Raw genomic sequence first — 18,823 nt, 5'->3', positions numbered from 1 at the left:
ACTGGATCCGCCGCTCGAACCGGACCGTCCTCCACTTCTCGTTCCCGGAGGAATACTCGCCGCTCCCAACCGTCGCGATGGTCGTCGTCGACGAGAACGACCGCGCGCTCATCGCAGAAAGCTGCTGGCTCTGGCTCCGACATCTGAACCAATTTCCTCGGAACGAGTCGATCGATCATCGCTTTGCCGGCAACAGCCCCTTGTCGATCCGGGCGGCGACACCGACGCTGCGCCCGGCAAGGTTGGGAACGCTATAGTGCATCGCCGTGCCAAGCACCTGCGCCGTTTGCGACAGCGTCAGGCCGTAGTCCTCCTGCAACCACTGGATCATACCGGTGCTGGCAAGCTTAAGTGCCTCGTCGAGAGAGCCGGCCTGTCCCAGCACCATGATCTGCGTCGGGGATTCGACGCGCGGCATCGGCACGGCGTGGCCCTTGATGACATCGACCGTGATGGTCACGTCCATCGATGTCTCAAGCGCGTATTGCGTGGTCTCGCCGTCGCCCTGAAGCGCATGCGCATCGCCGAAATAGAGCAATGCGCCCGGTTGCTGGACGGGCAGATAGACGGTGCTGCCCTCCACGACCTCGTTGAAATCCATATTGCCGCCGAACCGTCCGGTGTCGCCGGTCGAGATCGCCGGCATCCCGAACCCGGGAGCGACCGCCAGGCCACCAAGCATCGGCTTTACCGGCACCGAATAGCCGGCAAGTGCCCCCTCGGCCTCTACCGGGCGCGCACAACCGGCCTTGCGGTCGAGCAGCCATTTGACTGGCTTGCCGAGGTTGGTCGCTTCCGAAACCAGCGAACTGCCCAAGGCACGCCCGACCACCGTATCCAAACTGTCTGCCCAGTCGCGGTTAAGCTTCAACCGGCGGATATGTACGACCAGCGTGTCCCCCTGCTGCGCGCCCGCGATGAAAAACGGTCCAGTCTGTGGATTGCCGAACAGCGCGCGGGTCTTGCCATGCTCGTCCACGCCGCCGGAGTCGATCGTGGTCGTGTGGATCGTGTCGCCCGGCCGCACGACGAGGACCGGGCGACGATCGGCGTTCCAGGTGTTGGAATAGTCGGTCGGGATGAAATCGATCGTGCGCGGTCCACCGCTGCTATCCGGTACACGCCATCCCGTTACCGCATGCGCCGCTCGGGCGGCGGGATCATTGGTGTCCGGCAGGTCGGCCGTGCCAGTAAGCTCGCTCCCCCGCAGTCGCACCGCATAGGTGGATGAGCGGCCCTGCCCGTCGATGGCGGTCAGTGTCATCCCGTCGCGGGTCATGCCCCCCTCGATCCTGTCGCCGTCGATATCGCCGGTCACACCCTTGTCGCCGTGTTCCAGCATGAGTGTCGAAAAGGCGGGATTGCCCCACAGGTCGGTGCGGACGATCCAGGTTTCGGCTGCCGCCACAGGCACGACCAGAATCGGAGCGCACGCAGATAGGATCAGGACAAGACGGCGGAATGAGGACATGGTGAAGGATACTCGCAAGGATGGGTGACCGGCTCAAGCTACCGTCCGCGGCCCCTGCGGCGGAACCGTCAATCGGTGAACGCCGAGCCTGATCGGTGAACGACCGCCGCTTTCATGGTAGCCCGGCGGGATGACGGCGTTTCGTATCCTTTGCCTGCTTATGGCCATGTCTGTCGCGCTGCCAGCTTGGGCGATGCCTGCCGTACGATGGGAGCAGTGCAATCCCGGCCGGCCCTCGCTCTGCCATCCAGTCGTGCCGGAGCATATGACGCCGACGATGCCGGTCACGACTCTGTCTACAGTCGTGTTTATCTCGCCTGATGAGGCCGATGCGCCGCTTGCCGTCGATATCGATGCGATGGCGAGCGCCGAAGTGCGCTGGAATGGAATATTGATCGGCCGCAACGGAGTACCTGGCGTAGACCGGGCATCGGAGGCACCGGGCCTTTACACCGTCAGCATACCTGTCCCCCCACGCCTCGTCCGTGCCGGTGACAACCGCGTGACGATCATCCTATCGGCGCATCACCTCTGGTTTCCGGTCGGCCAGCCGATCCACCGGCTGATGATTGGTCAGCCGCGTGATGCAGACGCTTACACACTACGCCATTACCTACCCACGTTGACGACGCTCGTCGTGCCTGCGTGCGCGCTCCTACTATTGGGGGCGTTGCTGTTCCTAGGGCGGATCGGCAGGATGGTACTGCCGGCCATGACGATCCTAGCGCTGATCGTCGTGCAGGGACTGATCGAAGTCAGCAAGATCGCGGTCCCCTACACCTACCCGTGGCATCTCGCACGCCTGACCGCCCTGACCGGCCTGACAGCGGGCGTGGGCCTGCTTCTTGTCATCCTGACCTGTCGCGCCTTCCTGCCGTCCCGGTCCCGGGCGATGAGCAGCGGCGCAGCGGTGGCGATGGCGGTCGCTTGTCTGATCTTACCTGGTCTCGATCGTCAGGCACTGGCTGTGTTCGTTGTCGCGCTGCTTGCCGCCGCGGCAGGAGCAGCACCGGCAACTATGCGACGCGATCGCAGGGCGGCGGCGCTGTTCATTGCGGCCGTGTCGCTTGCCGTATGGGCCTATCGCGCCGGCCCTGACTTTCTCGATACCGTCTACTACGTTACGGCTGCCGGAGCCGCGATTGCGCTCAGTCTAGCAGCGGTACTGCGGCCGGCCGAGGCGAGCGACTCTCCTGTTCCTGCCAGTGAGCCAACCGTCACCCTGCGCGATGGCGCGCGCCACCACATCATACTTCCTTCGAAGATTACCTTCCTGAAGGCGGATGACGATTACTGCACCATCTATCTGACTGATGGACGGGAGATCATGGTGACCATGACGCTCAAGACCGCCTTGGCGCTTCTGCCCTCGGATTTCATCCGTATTCATCGCAGCCACGCCATCAATGTCCGGCATTTGTCCGGCACTCGGCCCGGACCGGGCGGTCGCGTGGCCAAACTCTCCGGAGGAACAACCCTGCCGGTCGGGCGCACCTACGCCGCCGATTTGCGCGCATTTACCATTGGGTAGCTCCCTCGGCTCAACTCCCAACCCTGGATTCATTTCAAGTAAGCCGCTGGTGTCAGACAGGTCGATCTTAATGCTGCTGGCCGTGCCACGGTCTTGCGCGGCACCCCAGGTGTCAGCGACCTGCGTCACGATGTGCGTTTACGGTATCGGCAACCATAGGTGCGAATGTCCGCTATTGTCGCAGAACCGAAAGGCGATCCGTTTGCCTAGCGATGGCTGGTCTTGGAAAACACGGTCGTTCCACGTCATCTGGGAATGCCTAGTTTTGGTCGACTTTCGCCGTAGCCGCAGCGGCGGCCAGACCCACAAGTGAACGCTAAACGTCGCTTGGACGCTTCCCGGAATCAGCCGATCGATCATCTGGATATAGACTGCCCGAGAAGCTCAGCCAGCCGCTCGGAACGACTGGGGTTCGGACATTGCCGCCGTTGGCATACGACATGTCTTCCCTCTCCCGATGGGAGAGGGAAAGAACGCTTAAGGCCGAGAGGCGTGAAGTTTACGGGTATGGCGGATCGCCGCTCAGTCAACGTCGCCGAAGCCATGGCCGACAGTGATCTTCACGCCGGTGTCCGTGCCCGCACCCGCGCCTTCCCACCAATAGGGTAAACGCTTACGCGCGCCGGTGACGACCTCATTCAGCGTCGCCGCATCGTACAGCCGCCCGCCAAGCATCACTTGCGACACCTTGTCGCTGTTGCGGATATCGACGCTTGGATCGGCATCGAGAACGACTAGATCGGCGAGCTTGCCTACTTCAAGGGAGCCGACATCCTTGTTGTACCCCAGCGAGCGCGCCGATTCGATCGTGCCGGCACGGAGCGCCTCGAGCGGCGTGAAGCCGCCGCGCACGAAGCTCCATAGTTCCCAATGGGCGCCAAGCCCCGGCTGCTGCCCGTGCGCGCCGATCGCCACTGGCACGCCCTTGTCGGCAAGCTTCTTCGCTTCGCGTGCGGTCGCGCCGTCAACATAATCCTCCTCCGGCGCAATTTCGCGCCGTGCGTTCTGCGCGGCGAGCAAAGCTGGCGGCGCGTGGCGGCTGAGCAAGGGATGCCGCCAGACGTCACTATGCGCCCGCCAGTAGGGATCGCCCGCCGGCCCGCCATAGGCGACGACCAAGGTGGGCGTGTAGCCGACGGTCGATTGCGACCATAAACTCACGACATCGGCGTAGAAATGCTCCAGCGGCACGTTGTGCTCAACGGTGGAATTGCCGTCCTGCACCAGGCTCATGTCCAACGTGAACAGCGATCCGCCCTCGGGAACGACCTCCATATTCTCGGCCTGAGCGGCGGCGACGACCATCTGACGCTGTTCGCGGCGCGGCTGGTTGTAGTTCTTCACACTGTGCGCGCCTTGCGCCTTGAGGCGACGGACGACGGCGAGCGCATCCTCGTACGTTTCGATCTGCGCGTACACGTCGGGTGCCTTGGCACCGTAGATGATCTCCCCGGTCGAGAAGGTACGCGGCGCGAGCAGCATACCGGACTGCTGCATTTCCGCCGCCGGGAACACTTCGGCCGAGCGGGACGAGGGATCATGAATTGTCGTCGTGCCGAGTGCGAGATTGGCCATCGCCGACCAGTTCTGCTGCGGCACCAGTTCGTCTTCACCCTGCGGTCCATGCGCGTGCGCATCGACGAGCCCCGGGATGATCGTCTTGCCGGCGAGTTCAACGGTCTTGGCGCCTGCGGGCACCGCGACCGAGCCGCGAGGGCCGATCGCGGCGACGCGGTCGCCCCGGATCAGGATCGTAGCGTCGTCGATTATCCCGCCATCCTTTGAGGCCATCGTGATGACGCGCGCACCGGTAAGGGCGACCGTGCCCGTGGCCTTGGCAGCAGTCACCGGCATCGACAGCGATACGCCGGTGCGGGGTGCGGCGAACTTCGGCGCATCCTCGCCCGCCGGCGCATCGCGGAACAGGGCGCTGGTCTGCGCGGTGTATAGCGTCGGACCGGCGCTCCAGTGCATCGCCTTGCCGTCGTTCGACCAATTGATGAAGTCGGCGCCGTCGCCGCTGACGCGGGTGATCGGCAACGCCCCGGACTTGGCTGATCCGTCGGCCGTCACTGCCTGCTTGCCCGGCATCAGCGGCATCACGAACGCTTCGTAATTCTGCCGAAAGGCAATGTAGTCGCCCGCGGGTGACACTTGATAGTCGTTAACCAGCTCGCCCTCGGCATGAACGCGGCGATCCTGCCCGTCGAGCCCGGTGCTGATCAGCTGTCGCTTGTCCTTTTCGCTGACGATCAAGAACACGCGGTCGCCGCTCGCACCGAATTGTGGCGACGCGGCGTCCTTGGCGATGCGTACCGGCGCGCCGCCGGTCGTCGCGACGCGGTACGCCCCGACGCCAGGATTGCCACGCGCGGACGTCAGCCGGCCGCCTTCGCCCTGTTCGAACACGATCGTCCGGCCGTCGGGCGAGAAACGCGGGATGCGGTAATGCCCGGCGGCCGTTGTGACGGTACGGGGCGCTCCGCCGCTGGCCGCGACGGTGCGGACCTGGCCGAGCCCCGCATCGCTCCAGCCGACGAACACGATCTGGCGCCCATCGCGCGACCAGCTCGGGAACAGCTCCATTTCCTCCTGCCCGCGCGTCAGCCGGGTCGGCGTGCCGCCCGCTATCGGCCTGGTCCACAATTTACCGAGCGTTTCGAACACCACGGTGCGGCCGTCGGGCGAGACGCTGGCCCAACGTGGCATTTTGGTCGCGAACGTATCGGGTGCGACCTCGATCTGCGGGTGCACCGCATCGACGATAACGCGCGTATCGTCGATGCGGAACGGGATCACCGCGCCGCTGCCGTCGTCGGGGTTCACGTGGCGCAATTTGCCGCCGGCCCAGAACACGATCTCCTTATCGCCGGACGTCCAGGCCATCTCGGGATATACGCCGGTCACCGCCCAGGTTTCCTGCACGTCGCGATCGAGCGGGCCGTACACGATACGCTCGACGCCGCTGGCTAGATCCTTGACCCACAATTTGGTGACGTTGTTATCGCGCCGTACGAACGCGATCCGTTTGCCGTCGCGGCTTGGCGTGGGGCGTACCGATCCGCCGACGCCGGAGATAACGCTGGTCACCTCGCCCGAATCCACGTCGTAACGCTCGATATCGAACAGATCGGTGCGCGAATTCTGCGCATATTCGAAGATCGGGCCGGGCGACACGTTGCGCGTGTAATAGATGCTCTTGCCGTCGCGGGCGTAGATCGGCTCCCCCAGCTCCTTTTGCAGCACTTCGCTGGCGCGCTTGACAAGCTGAACACCGCCGCCGCCCGACACGTGATACAACCAGATTTCGCCGGTGCCGAGCGACCGCCCGGTAGTGAAATGCTTCTTGGCGGCAATGAAGCGCCCGTCCGCACTCCAGCTTGGCTGATTAAGGAGACGGAAATCTTCCTTGGTCACCTGACGCTTGTCGCTGCCATCGGCGTTCATCACCCAGATATTGTCGCCGCCGCCGCGATCCGAGGTGAAGGCGATCCGCCGCCCGTCGGGCGAGAAGCGCGGCTGATGCTCGAACGCCAGGCCGTCGGCGATACGCTTCGGCGTGCCACCCGCGATCGGCATCGTATAGATGTCGCCAAGCAGATCGAAGGCGAGCATGCCGCCGTCGGGCGAGACGTCGACGTTCATCCAGCTGCCTTCGTCGACCCGGATCGGAACTTCGCGCGTCTTCAGGCCACGTGGATTGCTGACGTCCCAGACAGGCGGCTTCTTCGGCGTGGCGACCACGACGGGCGCGAGGGGCGCGACGGGCGGCGTCGTTGGCGGGGGCAACGTGCCGGTCTGCTCCGGGACCGGCGCGGTCGCCTTGTCCTCCGGCCCCTGCGTCTGCTCGACCGGCCTGTTCACTGGCGGCGGCACGCTCTGGGCCGAAAGCTGCGCGGCCAACAGGCAGAAGGCAAGAGTGATATATGTGTGCTTCACGGTACGCGGATCTCCTGTTGCAAGCTAGCTTAGCCGATCCGCCGCCGCGGTCACCCGCAAAGATCGAGGCGGACGCGGCGGTCGCTAATGGCGGTGCTCGCCACGCGTTCTATGATGAGCCCTTCCTGTCGCCAGGCTGCTTCGGCTAGGAAAGTCGTAGCAGCGAGATGTCAGCGTGCCCAATATGCACGTCGGTGCGTTCTCCTATCGACGACGAATAGTAAGGATACACGATGACGACATACCCGTTAAGCGAACCGGCCACGATCTACTCGGTCGACGCCTCTGGTGAAGTGACCTCAGACGTTTTGGGACGAGGAACGCTCGAAGACTGCGCTGATATTGTCGCCGGTCTGTCCGCAGATCGCAGAAAAGCGATTTCGATTCGAATGGATAGCCTCGACTTGCAGTTTGGTTCGGAGGAAGTCGTCGAACTCTTGCGGTTCCTGCACGAGGAAGGCCCGGGACTTTCAAACGGCGAGATCACAGAAATCAAAAGCGCCTAACGGTGATTGCCCTGGTTTGGCACTATCGCTGAGCTGATCCATGCCGGTGAGCGGATCCTATGATTACCGATCGCACGACGCCCGCGTAGACCCATTTCCAGACATTCACAGGCCGTTTTGCGGTCCCCAGCTTCAGACCTTTATTCATGCCGCGTCGTCCGTGCGCCGACGCAGCCGGAACAGTTTCAGCTAAGCAGCAGGAGAAGTGGCAACGCTACTCCCGCTACAAGAACGATCATGGACCGTCGTCGCATCGTTCGGTTGGTGAGCGCGATGACAATCCCGAGGATTGCCGACGCCAGCAGCCCGAGCGACATCAAAGCAACGAAGATCTTCAGAGGCAGCGGCGAGATCAGCGTGAACGGTCGATCTTGCCCACTGCGGGGCACTTGAGCGACCAATGCAGATGGCTTAATCGCTTGCAGCGTGGTGTGGTTCTCGCGAGGAAGCGACTGGTCCTTATGGACGCTGGCCATCCAGACGATCCAGCCGGGCGGCGTACCGCCATAGCCCTTGGTCTCCTGCAACCGGAACGTCTGGAGCGCACCGCTCAGCGCGAACAGCAGGATCGCCGGCGCGAAGAACATGCCGAGGTAGAAGTGATACTGGCGCACACGGCGCATCGTCTGGGCTTTCATCGCGGTCTCCGGTGGCTGGCCTCGGCATAGGGCATGACGCTCATACCGCGGTCCCGACGAGATGCCCGATCCCGGCGGTCGCCGCCATCGCCGCCGCGCCCCACAGCAGCACGCGGATCGCTGGGCGCAGCGGCCGGGCGCCCCCTGCCCTCGCGCCCACCACGCCGAGGATCGCGAGACAGACCAGCGTCGCGCCGATCACTACGACCAGCCGGTGCGAGGTCGGTGCGAGTGCCACGACCGCGAGCGGCACGACCGCGCCGGTGACGAAGCTGACCGCCGACGCGAACGCCGCCTGGACCGGGCGGGCCATGACGATTTCGGAAATGCCCAGCTCGTCACGCGCGTGCGCCCCGATCGCGTCATGCGCCATCAACTGCTCGGCCACCTGATGCGCGAGCGTAAGATCTAGCCCGCGCGCGACGTAGATCTGTGCGAGTTCGTCATGCTCGTGCGCCCAGTCGCTGGCGAGCTCGGCGTGTTCGCGCGCCAAGTCGGCGGCTTCGCTGTCCGCCTGCGAGCTGACCGAGACATACTCGCCCGCCGCCATCGACATCGCGCCCGCGACCATCGCCGCCGACCCCGCGACCAGCACCGCGCCGGTCGTCGCGCCCGACGCCGCGACGCCCGCGATCAGGCTGGCGGTCGAGACGATGCCGTCGTTCGCCCCGAGCACCGCCGCACGCAACCAGCCGGTCCGCGAGACGAGATGGCGTTCGCTAGGGCTGCTCATGGCAGCTTCCTGATGGTTTCCTCGAGCGTCGCGACGATGACGCCCAGCTTGCAGACGATCAAATGGTTTTGCGCGACCTGCCCGTCGGCCGACAGCGTCAGCCACTGGTCGACGCGCTTGCCGCCCTTCATCGGAAAACCGAGGTGCAGCCGATTGCCCTCGACCTCCCCCGTCACCGGACCCGAGGCATCGGTCAGCGTACCCGCATAGCGCCCGTCGCGGAGCGAACGGATCTGCCACTGCCGGTCGCGTGCGGGCTTGCCCTGCTGTTCGATATGCTGGTCGAGCCGCAGTATCCCATCGGCGCCGACACGACCGACACTGGTCACGTGCGTCGTAGTCGGCGCGTGCAGCACGATCTTGAGTGTGCCGTCCCCGTCTAGGCGACCTGCGAAGAAGCGCTCGGCGACGAAGCGCGGCGCGACACCGGTAGTGTTGGCCACGGGTGGAGAGCCCGCACAGGCCGAGACGAGCAAGGCGAGTGCTACCGCTACGACTGGCCTCGAGGTCAAGAACGGTATCATCGGAAGGGCTTTCGGCAGGAACGCGAGGTCGTCGGATGGTCCAGCACGAACAGGCGCGATTGCAGCGCCCGTTACTGTGCCCACTGCCCATATCTAAGCTATCGGCAATCCTTGCGCCATCGTCCGTTACCTAAACTCAAGTTCATGGTACCGATCTACGCACGCAAAATTGATAATGAGTATCAATTGTTCGTCCGGCCTCTGTGAAAGGGACGACGAAATCGTCGATCGCCGGCGCTGTCCTCCATCAAGTCTGCAATAAATAATATCTTTTCGGCAGGCTGGACTGAGGACGTGACACGCGGGCGGCGTCCCACCTGCATCTGGGAGGATGCATATGCACGACGCCGCGCTGATCGCGCTGATCCATGACCGTTACGCTGCCGTGCACGGGGCCATCCCTGCAAGCGATTATCCGACCTATCTGACCGTCGGTGCGCCCGATTTGCCGCAGGCGACCTTGGGCTACCGCCTCGCCGATGTCGGCGCGCTGTTTCTCGAGGGGTATCTCGACCGCCCGATCGAGGTGCTGTTGACCGAACGGTTCGGGCGACCAGTACCCCGTGCGCGGATCGTCGAGCTCGGCGACCATGCTTCGCAACGCCCCGGCGCGACGATGACCCTGTGGCACGAGGCGGCAGCGGCACTCGCCGGTCAGGCGGATGTCGCGGTCGCGGTGCTGACCCGGCCGTTGCGGTCGATGTTCGCGCGCCTGGGTCTCGAGTTGATCGAACTCGCCCCCGCGCGGATCGAGGCGCTTGGCGACGCGAGCTCGACCTGGGGACGCTATTACCAGACCGACCCGGTGGTGTGTGCGGGCGACATCGCCGCGTGCCGAGCGCGGCTGGACCGGGGTGCACGCGCATGACCCGGCTGCTCGACGCGATCCGCGGCCATGCCGAACGCCGGCCCGGTGCGATCGCCATCGACGGCGCGACGCCGATGACCTGGGCGACGCTCGCACGCGTCCTCCCGCTGCTGGCGGAGGACTTGGCGACGCGGTTCGGCGATGGCCGCCCGGTCGCGATCCAGCTCGATCAGGGCGTCGGCGAATCCGTCCTCGATCTCGCGCTGCTCGAAGCGGGCATAGCCACGATCCCGCTACCGCCGTTCTTCACGCCCGCGCAGACCAATCACGCACTCGATGCAGCGGGTGCGGAGATGCTGTTCTCGGGGCCGGCGATACTGTCGCTCGATGCCGAACCGAGCCTTGAAATGCGCGAGAACCACTCCGGCCGGCCCGATCGCAGCCTGCCCGAGGGCACTGCCCGCATTACCTTCACCTCGGGATCGACCGGTGATCCTAAGGGCATCTGCCTGTCGCGCGACCATCTCTTCGGGGTCGCGCAGGCGGTGGTCGGGACGCTCGGCATGCATCATGCCGGGCGGCATTTGCCGATATTGCCGCCGGGCATCCTGCTCGAAACCGTTGCCGGCTTGCACGCGACGATGCTGGCGGGCGGCACCTATGTCGCGCTGCCGCAGTCCGCGGTCGGCATGGCCGATCCGTTCCGCCCGGACGTCATGGCGATCCTCGGCACGATCGATCGTGAGGCGATCACGTCGCTGATTCTCGTGCCCGAATATCTCGCCGGCCTCGTCGCGGCGATGCGCGCGACCGGCATCAGGTTGCCGCGCCTGACGTTAGTCGCCGTCGGCGGTGCGCGGATCGATCCGCTGCTGCTCAACGCCGCGGCGGACCTGGGACTGCCGGTACGCCAGGGCTACGGCCTCACTGAATGCGCCTCGGTCGTCGCCCTCGACGACGGCGATCCGGCATCGCGCGGCAGCGTCGGCCGGAGCATAGGCGCCAATACCCTCCAGCTGGCCGACGACGGCGAGATCCTGATCGACGGGCCGCTGTTCCTCGGCACGGTCGGCGCACCGCGCGCTCCCGGCCCGCTCGCGACCGGCGATCTTGGACGGATCGACGACGCCGGACGGCTCTGGATCGAGGGGCGCAAGTCGGCGCTGATCGTGATCAGCCACGGTCGCAACATCTCGCCCGAATGGGTCGAGGGGAGACTGACGCGCCAGCCCGCGATCCTTCAGGCGATGGTGCGCGGCGATGGGCGCGCGACGCTCGACGCCTTGCTCGTCCCGTCGGCGCCGGGCGCGGATGTCGCAGCCGCAGTCGCTGCCGCCAACCACGCGCTCCCTGCCTATGCGCGTATCGCGGACTGGCAGGTCGTCCCCCCGTTCACCCCCGCGACGGGACTTCTCACCGGCAACGGCCGCCTGCGCCGCGCCGCGATCGACACAGCCTATCCCGCCCAGGAGATTTCGATGGATCACGCTTCGTCCGAACAGCCCTTCTTCAACCGCCTCGTCGCCGAAACTCGCGAGGCCCAGGCGCGCTTTGCGATGACGCCGCAGCTCGTCGCCGGGATGACCGGCCGGATCACGCGCGCCGACTATATCGCCTACCTCACTGAGGCGTTCCACCACGTCCGCCACACCGTTCCGTTGATGGAAGAGGCACGCGCCCGACTGGCGCACCGCCCTATCCTCGTTGCCGCGCTCGACGAGTATATCGAGGAGGAGACCGGCCACGAATTCTGGATCCTCGAGGATATCGAGGCGGCTGGCGGCGACAGCCTCGCCGCCAGCCGCGCGCCCTCGCCAGCGACGCGCGCGATGGTCGAATACGCCTACGACACGGTCCGCAACGGCAAGCCGGCCGCGTTCTTCGGCATGGTCTATGTCCTTGAGGGCACCAGCATCGCGATGGCGAGCCATGGCGCAGGCGCGGTCCAGGCGGCGCTCGGCCTGCCCGACGACGCGTTCCATTACCTGACCTCGCACGGTGCGCTCGACCAAGAGCACATGGTCTTCTTCGAAAAGCTGATGAACCGGATCGACGATGCCGACGACCAGCGTGCGATCGTCGCGATGGCCAACGCGATGTTCGGCCTGTTCGGTGCGCTGTTCGCCGGAATCGAACTGGAGGCCACGTGTGTCACCGCTTGAGGGTCGCCGCATCGTTCTGACCGGCGCGGCGGGCGGGATTGGCGGCCTGCTCGCGGCACGGCTGCGCCTGTGCGGCGCACATGTCACGGGAGTAGACCGCGTCCCGTCCGATGCGTGCGACGATCATATCGTTGCGAACCTCGCCGATCCGGAAGCCCTTGCCGATCTCGCCACGCACCTCGGCGACCGTCACATCGACATCCTCGCCAACGTCGCAGGTCTGCAACATTTCGGCCCGTTCGAGCGGCAGGGTGCGACCGGTATCGCGCTCGGCTACGCCGTCAACCTTGTCGCGCCGGCGGTCCTCGCCAGCGCCGTCGTGCCGCAGATGGTCGCACGCGGCGACGGCCAGATCGTCAATATCGGCTCGGTAATGGGCGCGGTCCCCTACCCCTATTTCACCGCCTATTCGAGCGCGAAGGCCGGGCTGAAGGGGCTCAGCCAGGCGCTGCGCCGCGAACTCGGCGGACGCGGCATCGCGGTCACGCACGTTGCGCCGCGCGCGGTCAGGACCGGCTTCAACACCGCGACGATCGAGCGTTTCATGACGCTAACCAAGATGACCGCGGACGATCCCGCAACCGTCGTCGACCGCATCCTCCGCGCGATCGAGCGGCGCGAGCGCGACGTATCGATCGGCCTGCCCGAACGCGTCTTTACCCAGCTCAACGCGATGGTGCCGCGCCTCGTCGACCGCGGCCTCGCAGGCCAAGTGCTGACGGCGCGCGGCCTATTCCAGGACAATCCTTCAGGAGCCCTTTCATGACCGTCCGCTATTTTCTCGCTTTCGCCGCGCTGGCTCTCGCGGGCTCGGCCAGTGCCAGCAACAACCCGGCGATGGATGCCGCGGTGCGCCGGATCAACGATCAATGGGCACATATCCGCTACCAGGTCGCCGACCGGAACGAGCAATATCGCCAGCTGGACGTGCTCGCCGGCCAGGCCGCACAGGTCTCCGCACGCTATCCCGGCCATGCCGAACCGCTGCTGTGGCAGGGCATCGTGGTCAGCGAGGAGGCGGCCCGGGCGAGCGTTCTGCGACAGCTCGGCTTCGCCCGATCCGCCCGCGACATCCTCGAAAAGGCGCAGAGCATCGATCCGAACGTGGCCGATGGCGGCGTCAAGATGAGCCTCGGCGTCCTCTATTACCGTGTGCCCGGCTTCCCGATCGGGTTCGGCAATACCGCAAAGGCACGCGCACTGCTCGAGGCGGCGCTGAAGCAGGATCCGAACGGGCTCGACAACAACTTCTTCTACGCCGACTTCCTCAACGACGAGGGACATCCGGCGCAGGCGAAGCAATATGTCCTGCGCGGTCTCCAGGCACCCTTGAACAGCGCGCGGCCGGTCTGGGATGCGGGACGTCGCGCGGAAATGCGCGCGTTGCTGGGCAAGATCAACGCGAAGCTCAAGACGGCGTGACCGCGTTCGCCGCGGCGCTCGGGCGACAGCTCGCGAGTCCGAGCGGTTTGGGTGGCCGGATCGTCGGGCAGGCGATGCGCGTCGCGAACCGTCGCCCGACCCGGCTCGCGATCGACGCGCTCGGCGTCCGGAAGGGCGACGTCGCGCTCGATCTCGGCTGCGGCACCGGCGACGCGATCCGTGCGCTGTCGGCGGCTGCGGGCTGCGGCCACGTGTACGGCCTCGACCATTCGCCGGACATGCTCGACGCAGCCGGCCGGCGTCACCCGGCTGCGACCGTCTTCCGCGCATCGTTCACCGAAATCCCGCTTCCCGAGGCGAGCGTCGACCGGATCCTGGCCGCAAACGTCGCCTATTTCTGGCACGACGACCGCGCGGTGCTCGCCGAACTCATGCGGGTGTTGCGGCCCAGCGGACGGCTCGCGCTCTACGTCACGACCGCAGGCTCACTCCGTCGCATTGGGCTCGGCGACAGTGGCACCCACCGGCTGTTCGACGAGGCCGATCTCCGCGCGATGCTCGGACCCACCGCGATGATCGCGACCGTCGATGCGGGGTTCGGCGTTGCCGGCCTGCTCGCAACGCTGGAGAAACCACCGCTCATGAAGGACCGAACGGAATGAAGATCACGATTGCCCTAATGGCTGTCCTCGCCCCGGTAGCATGGGCATCCCCCGCGACGGCGGATCCGAAAGGCTGGGCCACTGCCAGCGATGTCGGTCGCGACCTTCTCGTCGGCGCGGCGCTGGGCGTGCCGGCGATCCAGGCCGACTGGCGCGGCGATCTCGAAGCGGGGGCCAGCATGCTCGTCGCGGGCGGTACGACGTTCGCGCTGAAGGAACTGATCCACGAGCGCCGCCCGGATCGCAGCGACGACAAGAGCTTTCCGTCGGGCCACACCTCGATCTCGTTCGCCGCGGCCGCCTCGCTCGAGAAGCGCTATGGCTGGGAGGCGGGACTGCCCGCTTTGCTGGTCGCGTCGTTCGTCGGCGTCGCGCGCATCCGCGCCGACAAGCATTATGTCCACGACGTCCTCGCCGGCGCGGTGATCGGCGGCGCGAGCGGGTTTCTGCTGACTTCGCGGCGCGACGACCGCGTCCGCCTCACGCCCTGGGCAGGATCGGGCGGTGGCGGCATCGACGTGGCGATGCAGTTCTGACGCTCAAAAGCCGATTGCCAGCCGCAGCGTCGCAGCTCTCGGCCGGATCGGCACGGTCTGGGTGGCGGCGGCTAGCGTGAACGGATTCCCGAACCCGAAGCTGTTGCCACGACTCTCTAGGATATTCGTAACGTCGATCGACCATCGTGCTGCACCGCGATCGATCGATGCGCCGGCATCTATCGTCGCGTAATTGCCCGCGGGACGGTCGAGGAAAGGATCGAAACTCAACCGCGTTCGGCCCGAATAGCGCGCGGTGGCGTAGAGGGTCGAGGGCAGCCGGAACGCGTTGAAATTTTTCGATGCCGTCAGACGCGCGGATATGTCGGGTACCACGGGCAGGCGGCGATCGTCTCGGTCCAGCCCTGTCGTCGAGGAGGACGACGTCAACCGCGCGCGCTGCAGCGTGGTCCCGAAGTCGAGCGATACCGAGGCCAGTGTCATACGGCCGCCGAGTTCGATGCCAAAATTGATCGCGTTGCCTGCATCGACGGTGCCGAGCAGCCCGTCCTCGCCCACCGTGTCGCTGCGCAGATGCTCCCAGGTCGATCCGAACAGCGCGCCTTGCAGCTTAAGGCGGGTCCCAAGAAGACTGACGCGCCACCCGAGTTCCACGCTTTGCAGTTCGTCGCCGGGTATACGCCGATCGGTCCGTACCGCGGTCCTGCTGATCCCGGCGGGGCGGACCGCGCTGGCATAGCGCAACCAGATCAGGCCGAGATCGTCGCGATGCCAGCTCAGCGTGGCGCTCGGCGTGACGCCGATGCGATTGGCGTTTTCACGGTCGCTGTTCGAACCACGCTGTTCGAGATGGCTGACGGTCGAGAAGCCGCGCAGGCCGAGTTTGAAATCGAGCGCGTCGCTCAGTCGCTGCGTGCCCTCGGCGAATACCGCGATATCGGTCACGTCCTCCTCGTCGCGGCGCGCGGCGATCGTCGCGGTACCGCCGATGGGGATGAAACGGCCATCGAGGCGGCTTGTCGAATGCAGGATCGTCGCACCCAAGATCCAAGGGTGTCGCGCGGTCGGATCGCTGACCCGCACTTCCTGCGACACCAGGCTCGCCGACCGATCCTCGATATAGGCGAGCGGGGCGGACACGGCTAGCGATGGCGCCAGGATGCTGGCATCATAGCTGCTGCCGAATTCCTGGTCGACATAGGCGGTCGTCGCCTGCACCTCGAACTTCCCGACCGGACCCTTGATCGTCAGCGACCCTGACGTGAAGTCATTGTCCTGGGGTTCGGCGATCCGGGTCGCGCGCGACAGGCCGCTGGTTGCATATTGGCTGTCGCGCGCGTCGATCCGTTGCGCGACCCCGCTCAGCGTCGCCGACCAGCCGTCGCCGATCGCCCAGCGCATCGCGGCACGACCACCGATCCGACGCGTCCGGTTGACGTCGCGCCGATCGCGGCCGGTATCGTCGATCCAGCCCGGCATCGTCTCGACCCAAGCGGACGCGCGCAAGCCCAGCGTATCGGCGACGATCGGCACGTTGAGCGTGGCGTCGACGGCACCGCCCTGTGCGCCATTGGCGATCCCGGTCCCCTCGACCGCAGCGCTCGCGGCGAATGTCTCCAGATCGGGCGCGGTCGTGACGATCCGCACCACGCCCCCCAGCGCGCCGGTCCCGTAGAGCGTGCCCTGCGGCCCTCGCAGCACCTCGACCCGATCGACGTCGACGAGGCGCAGGTCGGGATCCGGCGAGGCGTAGCCGATCCGTGCGTCGTCGAGGTACAGGCTGACGAGCGACTGGCTTGTGCCGTTGAACGCACTGTCGGCGATCCCTCGCAGGAAAATGCGGTCGCGCCCGGGGCCGAGATTGGTTGAGAAGGCGCTGTCGGTAGTTGCCATGACGTCGACCAGCCCCCGGTGCCCCGCGAGCCGGCCGAGTGCGGCATTGCCGGCGATGCTGATCGATGCGGGCAGATCGGACAGGCGTTCGTCGCGCTTGCTCGCGATGACGACGATATCGCCAGCGGCAAGTTCGGGGACCGGCGAACCGGCGTGTTCGGGTGCGCGTGCGCGGACAGGAACCGGCGCCTGTTCGATGCGCCATGTCCTTGTATCGACGCGGACGGCGCGGAGGCGACTGCCCGCCAACATCCGGCGCAACGCTTCCGTGACGTCTCTCGCACGATCGACCCGCCGGACGCGGAGATCCGGCAGCGCGCCCGCCATGCCGATCGAGATCCCGGTCTGGCGCGCCAGTGCATCGAGCGAACTCCGCAAGCTGCCGGTCGGTATCGTTATCGTCTGGCCGGCGGATGCCGATCGATCAGCGTGCGCCGGTGCCGCCCAGATGCACGACGCCATCGACGCGGCGAACGCGTATCGGCAGTACCGCCCGAAGCTGATCGACGAGCCGCGATCCATCACCAATCGTCAATACCCCGGAAAAGCGCAGGTTCGCCGCGGATGGATCGACCACCAGCGAGCTATCGGCATACCGCGAGATATCGGCGGCAACCAGCGCCAACGGCGCACCATCATAATCCAGACGACCATCGGTCCAGTCGGCGACGCGGCCGGGATCGATATCACGGCGCTGGGCGATCTGCTTGCCGGGAACGATGTCCAGCCCCTGCCCCGCCTTCAACACGGTCGCGTCGGCCGCCGCGCCGCCGGTCGGGGTCACGCTGACCGTCCCTTGCGCGACGGTGACCGCGACTCGCCCGCGGGCGCTGACGACGTCGAACCGGGTGCCGAGGTCGCGTATCTCATATCCGCCCGCGCGCACCATCAGCACGCGTGCCGGATCGTGGCGCACGGCAAAGCTCGCGGCGCCCTGCGCGATCTCGATCACCGGTGCGCGCCCGCCCGACACCGACACGCGGGACCCGCGATCGATCTGCATCCGGCTGCCATCGGCAAGGGCAACCGCGCGGGTCTCGCCGCGGCCTGTGACATAGACCTGTGCAGCCCCTTCGCTGGACGGCGCGACGACCATCACCGCCAGCCCTGCCGCTAGCGCCCCGCCGATCCCCAGGCCGACCCAGCGCCACCGCGTATTCGAAGGCGGTCCAATAACGGTCAGGTCTTCGGCATGGTCGCCGTGCTGGTCATCATCATTGGCCGGAAGCAATTTCGCGATCGCCGGTCCGGTTTCGCCGATCTCGGCATCCAGCACCGCGATCGCGTCATACGCGTCACGGTGCGAAGGATCCGCGTCGAGCCAATCGCCGAACGCGTCCCACGCCATGTCGGGCGATTCGAGCTGTGCATGCCAGGCGGCAGCGGCATCGATCGTCGTGCGTGCGTACGTCATGATGCCCTCCCATCCGGCGGATGCCCCCCACCCGTTTGAAAGGCGCCCGTTTGAAAGGCGCCTGATTGATAGACGCCGCCGCCGATGGCGAACCGCAGTCCCGCTATGCGATCAATCATCGAGCGCCCTCCGAAGATGCTTCAGCGCCACCGCGATGTGTTTTTCGACCGCGCTGCGCGTGATCCCGAGCTCCGCGGCGATTTCCGCGTGCGACGCCCCGTCGATCCGGTGTCGTCGAAAGACACGCATGGCGCCTTCGGGTGGCCCCGCTAGAACGGCGGCGAAACGCGCCACCCGTTCCCGCCCGACGGCCGCATCGAACGCCGAGGGGGAATCGTCGATCGCCTCGGCACCCAGGACCGCGGTCATGGTCTCGACATACCCGGCATCACGACGCTCGCGACGGCCGCGGGCGCGCACCCGGTCGAGCACGATGTTCATGCCGACTCGGTGCAGATAGGCGAGCGGGTTGGCGATCGGTCCAATGGTCAGCCCGGTGGCAGGCACCGTAGAAGAGTTCCCGTCGGGCTGGGCAATATGCAGCCAGATTTCCTGGACGACGTCTTCGGCTTCCGCAGCGCTACCTGTCCGCCCGGTGAAGAACCGGACGAGCTGCGCGCGGTTTGCCGCGAGGACCGCCGACAGGCCGGCGGGAGGGGTCG

Annotated in this window: 16 protein-coding genes; 8 read left to right on the top strand and 8 right to left on the bottom strand. The window is 66.1% G+C overall.

Annotated elements, in window-relative coordinates; all coding sequences use genetic code 11:
* Nucleotides 1-175 precede the first annotated feature (175 nt).
* Complete coding sequence (locus SPHN_RS00180; protein WP_248520464.1) at nt 176-1,408, bottom strand: acetamidase/formamidase family protein; 1,233 nt, start codon at nt 1,406-1,408, stop codon at nt 176-178.
* Between the two features lie 328 nt (nt 1,409-1,736).
* On the opposite strand from SPHN_RS00180, the gene SPHN_RS00175 reads away from it, so the two are divergent.
* The gene (locus SPHN_RS00175) at nt 1,737-3,002 is read left to right on the top strand and encodes a LytR/AlgR family response regulator transcription factor (protein ID WP_248520463.1); all 1,266 of its coding nucleotides are present in this window, start codon (nt 1,737-1,739) and stop codon (nt 3,000-3,002) included.
* Nucleotides 3,003-3,524: 522 nt separating this feature from the next.
* Here the strand turns inward: SPHN_RS00175 and SPHN_RS00170 are convergent.
* Nucleotides 3,525-6,941: an amidohydrolase family protein gene (locus SPHN_RS00170; protein WP_248520462.1), complete on the bottom strand. Its 3,417-nt coding sequence runs from the start codon at nt 6,939-6,941 to the stop codon at nt 3,525-3,527.
* A 233-nt stretch (nt 6,942-7,174) separates the two neighbouring features.
* On the opposite strand from SPHN_RS00170, the gene SPHN_RS00165 reads away from it, so the two are divergent.
* Nucleotides 7,175-7,447: a hypothetical protein gene (locus SPHN_RS00165; RefSeq protein ID WP_248520459.1), complete on the top strand. Its 273-nt coding sequence runs from the start codon at nt 7,175-7,177 to the stop codon at nt 7,445-7,447.
* Between the two features lie 185 nt (nt 7,448-7,632).
* Here SPHN_RS00165 and SPHN_RS00160 read toward each other — a convergent pair whose 3' ends face one another.
* From SPHN_RS00160 to SPHN_RS00150, 3 genes are read right to left on the bottom strand one after another with little or no spacing between them, the layout of a single operon-like run.
* Nucleotides 7,633-8,085, bottom strand: a complete 453-nt coding sequence (locus tag SPHN_RS00160) for a hypothetical protein (protein WP_248520457.1) — start codon at nt 8,083-8,085, stop codon at nt 7,633-7,635.
* Nucleotides 8,086-8,125: 40 nt separating this feature from the next.
* Nucleotides 8,126-8,818, bottom strand: a complete 693-nt coding sequence (locus SPHN_RS00155) for a VIT1/CCC1 transporter family protein (RefSeq protein ID WP_248520456.1) — start codon at nt 8,816-8,818, stop codon at nt 8,126-8,128.
* On the bottom strand, nt 8,815-9,261 hold the full coding sequence (locus tag SPHN_RS00150; RefSeq protein WP_248520455.1) for a DUF3833 family protein: 447 nt from the start codon (nt 9,259-9,261) through the stop codon (nt 8,815-8,817). Before SPHN_RS00150 ends, SPHN_RS00155 begins: the two co-directional genes overlap by 4 nt.
* 418 nt (nt 9,262-9,679) lie before the next feature.
* Here SPHN_RS00150 and SPHN_RS00145 point away from each other — a divergent pair, with 418 nt between their 5' ends.
* Genes SPHN_RS00145 through SPHN_RS00120 form a run of 6 tightly spaced genes read left to right on the top strand, consistent with a single transcriptional unit; the run spans nt 9,680 to nt 14,893 of the window.
* Entirely contained in the window at nt 9,680-10,210 is a 531-nt protein-coding gene (locus SPHN_RS00145; RefSeq protein ID WP_248520453.1) for a thermostable hemolysin, read from the top strand.
* A complete protein-coding gene (locus SPHN_RS00140) occupies nt 10,207-12,312 on the top strand; it encodes an AMP-binding protein (RefSeq protein ID WP_248520451.1) in 2,106 nt (701 codons plus the stop codon). Before SPHN_RS00145 ends, SPHN_RS00140 begins: the two co-directional genes overlap by 4 nt.
* Nucleotides 12,299-13,078: an SDR family NAD(P)-dependent oxidoreductase gene (locus tag SPHN_RS00135; protein ID WP_248520450.1), complete on the top strand. Its 780-nt coding sequence runs from the start codon at nt 12,299-12,301 to the stop codon at nt 13,076-13,078. The genes SPHN_RS00140 and SPHN_RS00135 overlap by 14 nt, the downstream gene beginning before the upstream one ends.
* Complete coding sequence (locus SPHN_RS00130; RefSeq protein ID WP_248520448.1) at nt 13,075-13,734, top strand: tetratricopeptide repeat protein; 660 nt, start codon at nt 13,075-13,077, stop codon at nt 13,732-13,734. Before SPHN_RS00135 ends, SPHN_RS00130 begins: the two co-directional genes overlap by 4 nt.
* Entirely contained in the window at nt 13,731-14,357 is a 627-nt protein-coding gene (locus SPHN_RS00125) for a class I SAM-dependent methyltransferase (RefSeq protein WP_248520447.1), read from the top strand. Before SPHN_RS00130 ends, SPHN_RS00125 begins: the two co-directional genes overlap by 4 nt.
* Complete coding sequence (locus SPHN_RS00120) at nt 14,354-14,893, top strand: phosphatase PAP2 family protein (RefSeq protein ID WP_248520445.1); 540 nt, start codon at nt 14,354-14,356, stop codon at nt 14,891-14,893. Before SPHN_RS00125 ends, SPHN_RS00120 begins: the two co-directional genes overlap by 4 nt.
* A 3-nt stretch (nt 14,894-14,896) precedes the next feature.
* Here SPHN_RS00120 and SPHN_RS00115 read toward each other — a convergent pair whose 3' ends face one another.
* The 3 genes from SPHN_RS00115 to SPHN_RS00105 form a co-directional block, all read right to left on the bottom strand.
* Nucleotides 14,897-17,269 carry a TonB-dependent receptor gene (locus tag SPHN_RS00115; RefSeq protein ID WP_248520444.1) on the bottom strand — a complete coding sequence of 791 codons (2,373 nt, stop codon included), beginning with the start codon at nt 17,267-17,269 and terminating at the stop codon, nt 14,897-14,899.
* Nucleotides 17,172-18,161 (bottom strand): FecR family protein, encoded by a 990-nt coding sequence (locus SPHN_RS00110; protein ID WP_248520442.1) that lies wholly within the window; start codon nt 18,159-18,161, stop codon nt 17,172-17,174. The genes SPHN_RS00115 and SPHN_RS00110 overlap by 98 nt, the downstream gene beginning before the upstream one ends.
* 111 nt (nt 18,162-18,272) lie before the next feature.
* Complete coding sequence (locus tag SPHN_RS00105; protein ID WP_248521416.1) at nt 18,273-18,806, bottom strand: RNA polymerase sigma factor; 534 nt, start codon at nt 18,804-18,806, stop codon at nt 18,273-18,275.
* Nucleotides 18,807-18,823 lie beyond the last annotated feature (17 nt).

Source organism: Sphingomonas faeni, from assembly GCF_023195535.1.
GTDB classification, from domain to species: domain Bacteria; phylum Pseudomonadota; class Alphaproteobacteria; order Sphingomonadales; family Sphingomonadaceae; genus Sphingomonas; species Sphingomonas faeni_B.
Note: the sequence above shows the minus strand (reverse complement) of the source record. Positions and strands in the feature narration are given on the sequence as shown.

What these genes read in the sequence shown, in the direction of transcription:
- SPHN_RS00175 (WP_248520463.1), top strand. Translation starts at nt 1,737, where the DNA reads ATGACGCCGACGATGCCGGTCACGACTCTGTCTACAGTCGTGTTTATC.
- SPHN_RS00165 (WP_248520459.1), top strand. Translation starts at nt 7,175, where the DNA reads ATGACGACATACCCGTTAAGCGAACCGGCCACGATCTACTCGGTCGAC.
- SPHN_RS00160 (WP_248520457.1), bottom strand. Translation starts at nt 8,085, where the DNA reads ATGAAAGCCCAGACGATGCGCCGTGTGCGCCAGTATCACTTCTACCTC.
- SPHN_RS00155 (WP_248520456.1), bottom strand. Translation starts at nt 8,818, where the DNA reads ATGAGCAGCCCTAGCGAACGCCATCTCGTCTCGCGGACCGGCTGGTTG.
- SPHN_RS00145 (WP_248520453.1), top strand. Translation starts at nt 9,680, where the DNA reads ATGCACGACGCCGCGCTGATCGCGCTGATCCATGACCGTTACGCTGCC.
- SPHN_RS00140 (WP_248520451.1), top strand. Translation starts at nt 10,207, where the DNA reads ATGACCCGGCTGCTCGACGCGATCCGCGGCCATGCCGAACGCCGGCCC.
- SPHN_RS00130 (WP_248520448.1), top strand. Translation starts at nt 13,075, where the DNA reads ATGACCGTCCGCTATTTTCTCGCTTTCGCCGCGCTGGCTCTCGCGGGC.
- SPHN_RS00120 (WP_248520445.1), top strand. Translation starts at nt 14,354, where the DNA reads ATGAAGATCACGATTGCCCTAATGGCTGTCCTCGCCCCGGTAGCATGG.
- SPHN_RS00115 (WP_248520444.1), bottom strand. Translation starts at nt 17,269, where the DNA reads ATGGATCGCGGCTCGTCGATCAGCTTCGGGCGGTACTGCCGATACGCG.
- SPHN_RS00110 (WP_248520442.1), bottom strand. Translation starts at nt 18,161, where the DNA reads ATGACGTACGCACGCACGACGATCGATGCCGCTGCCGCCTGGCATGCA.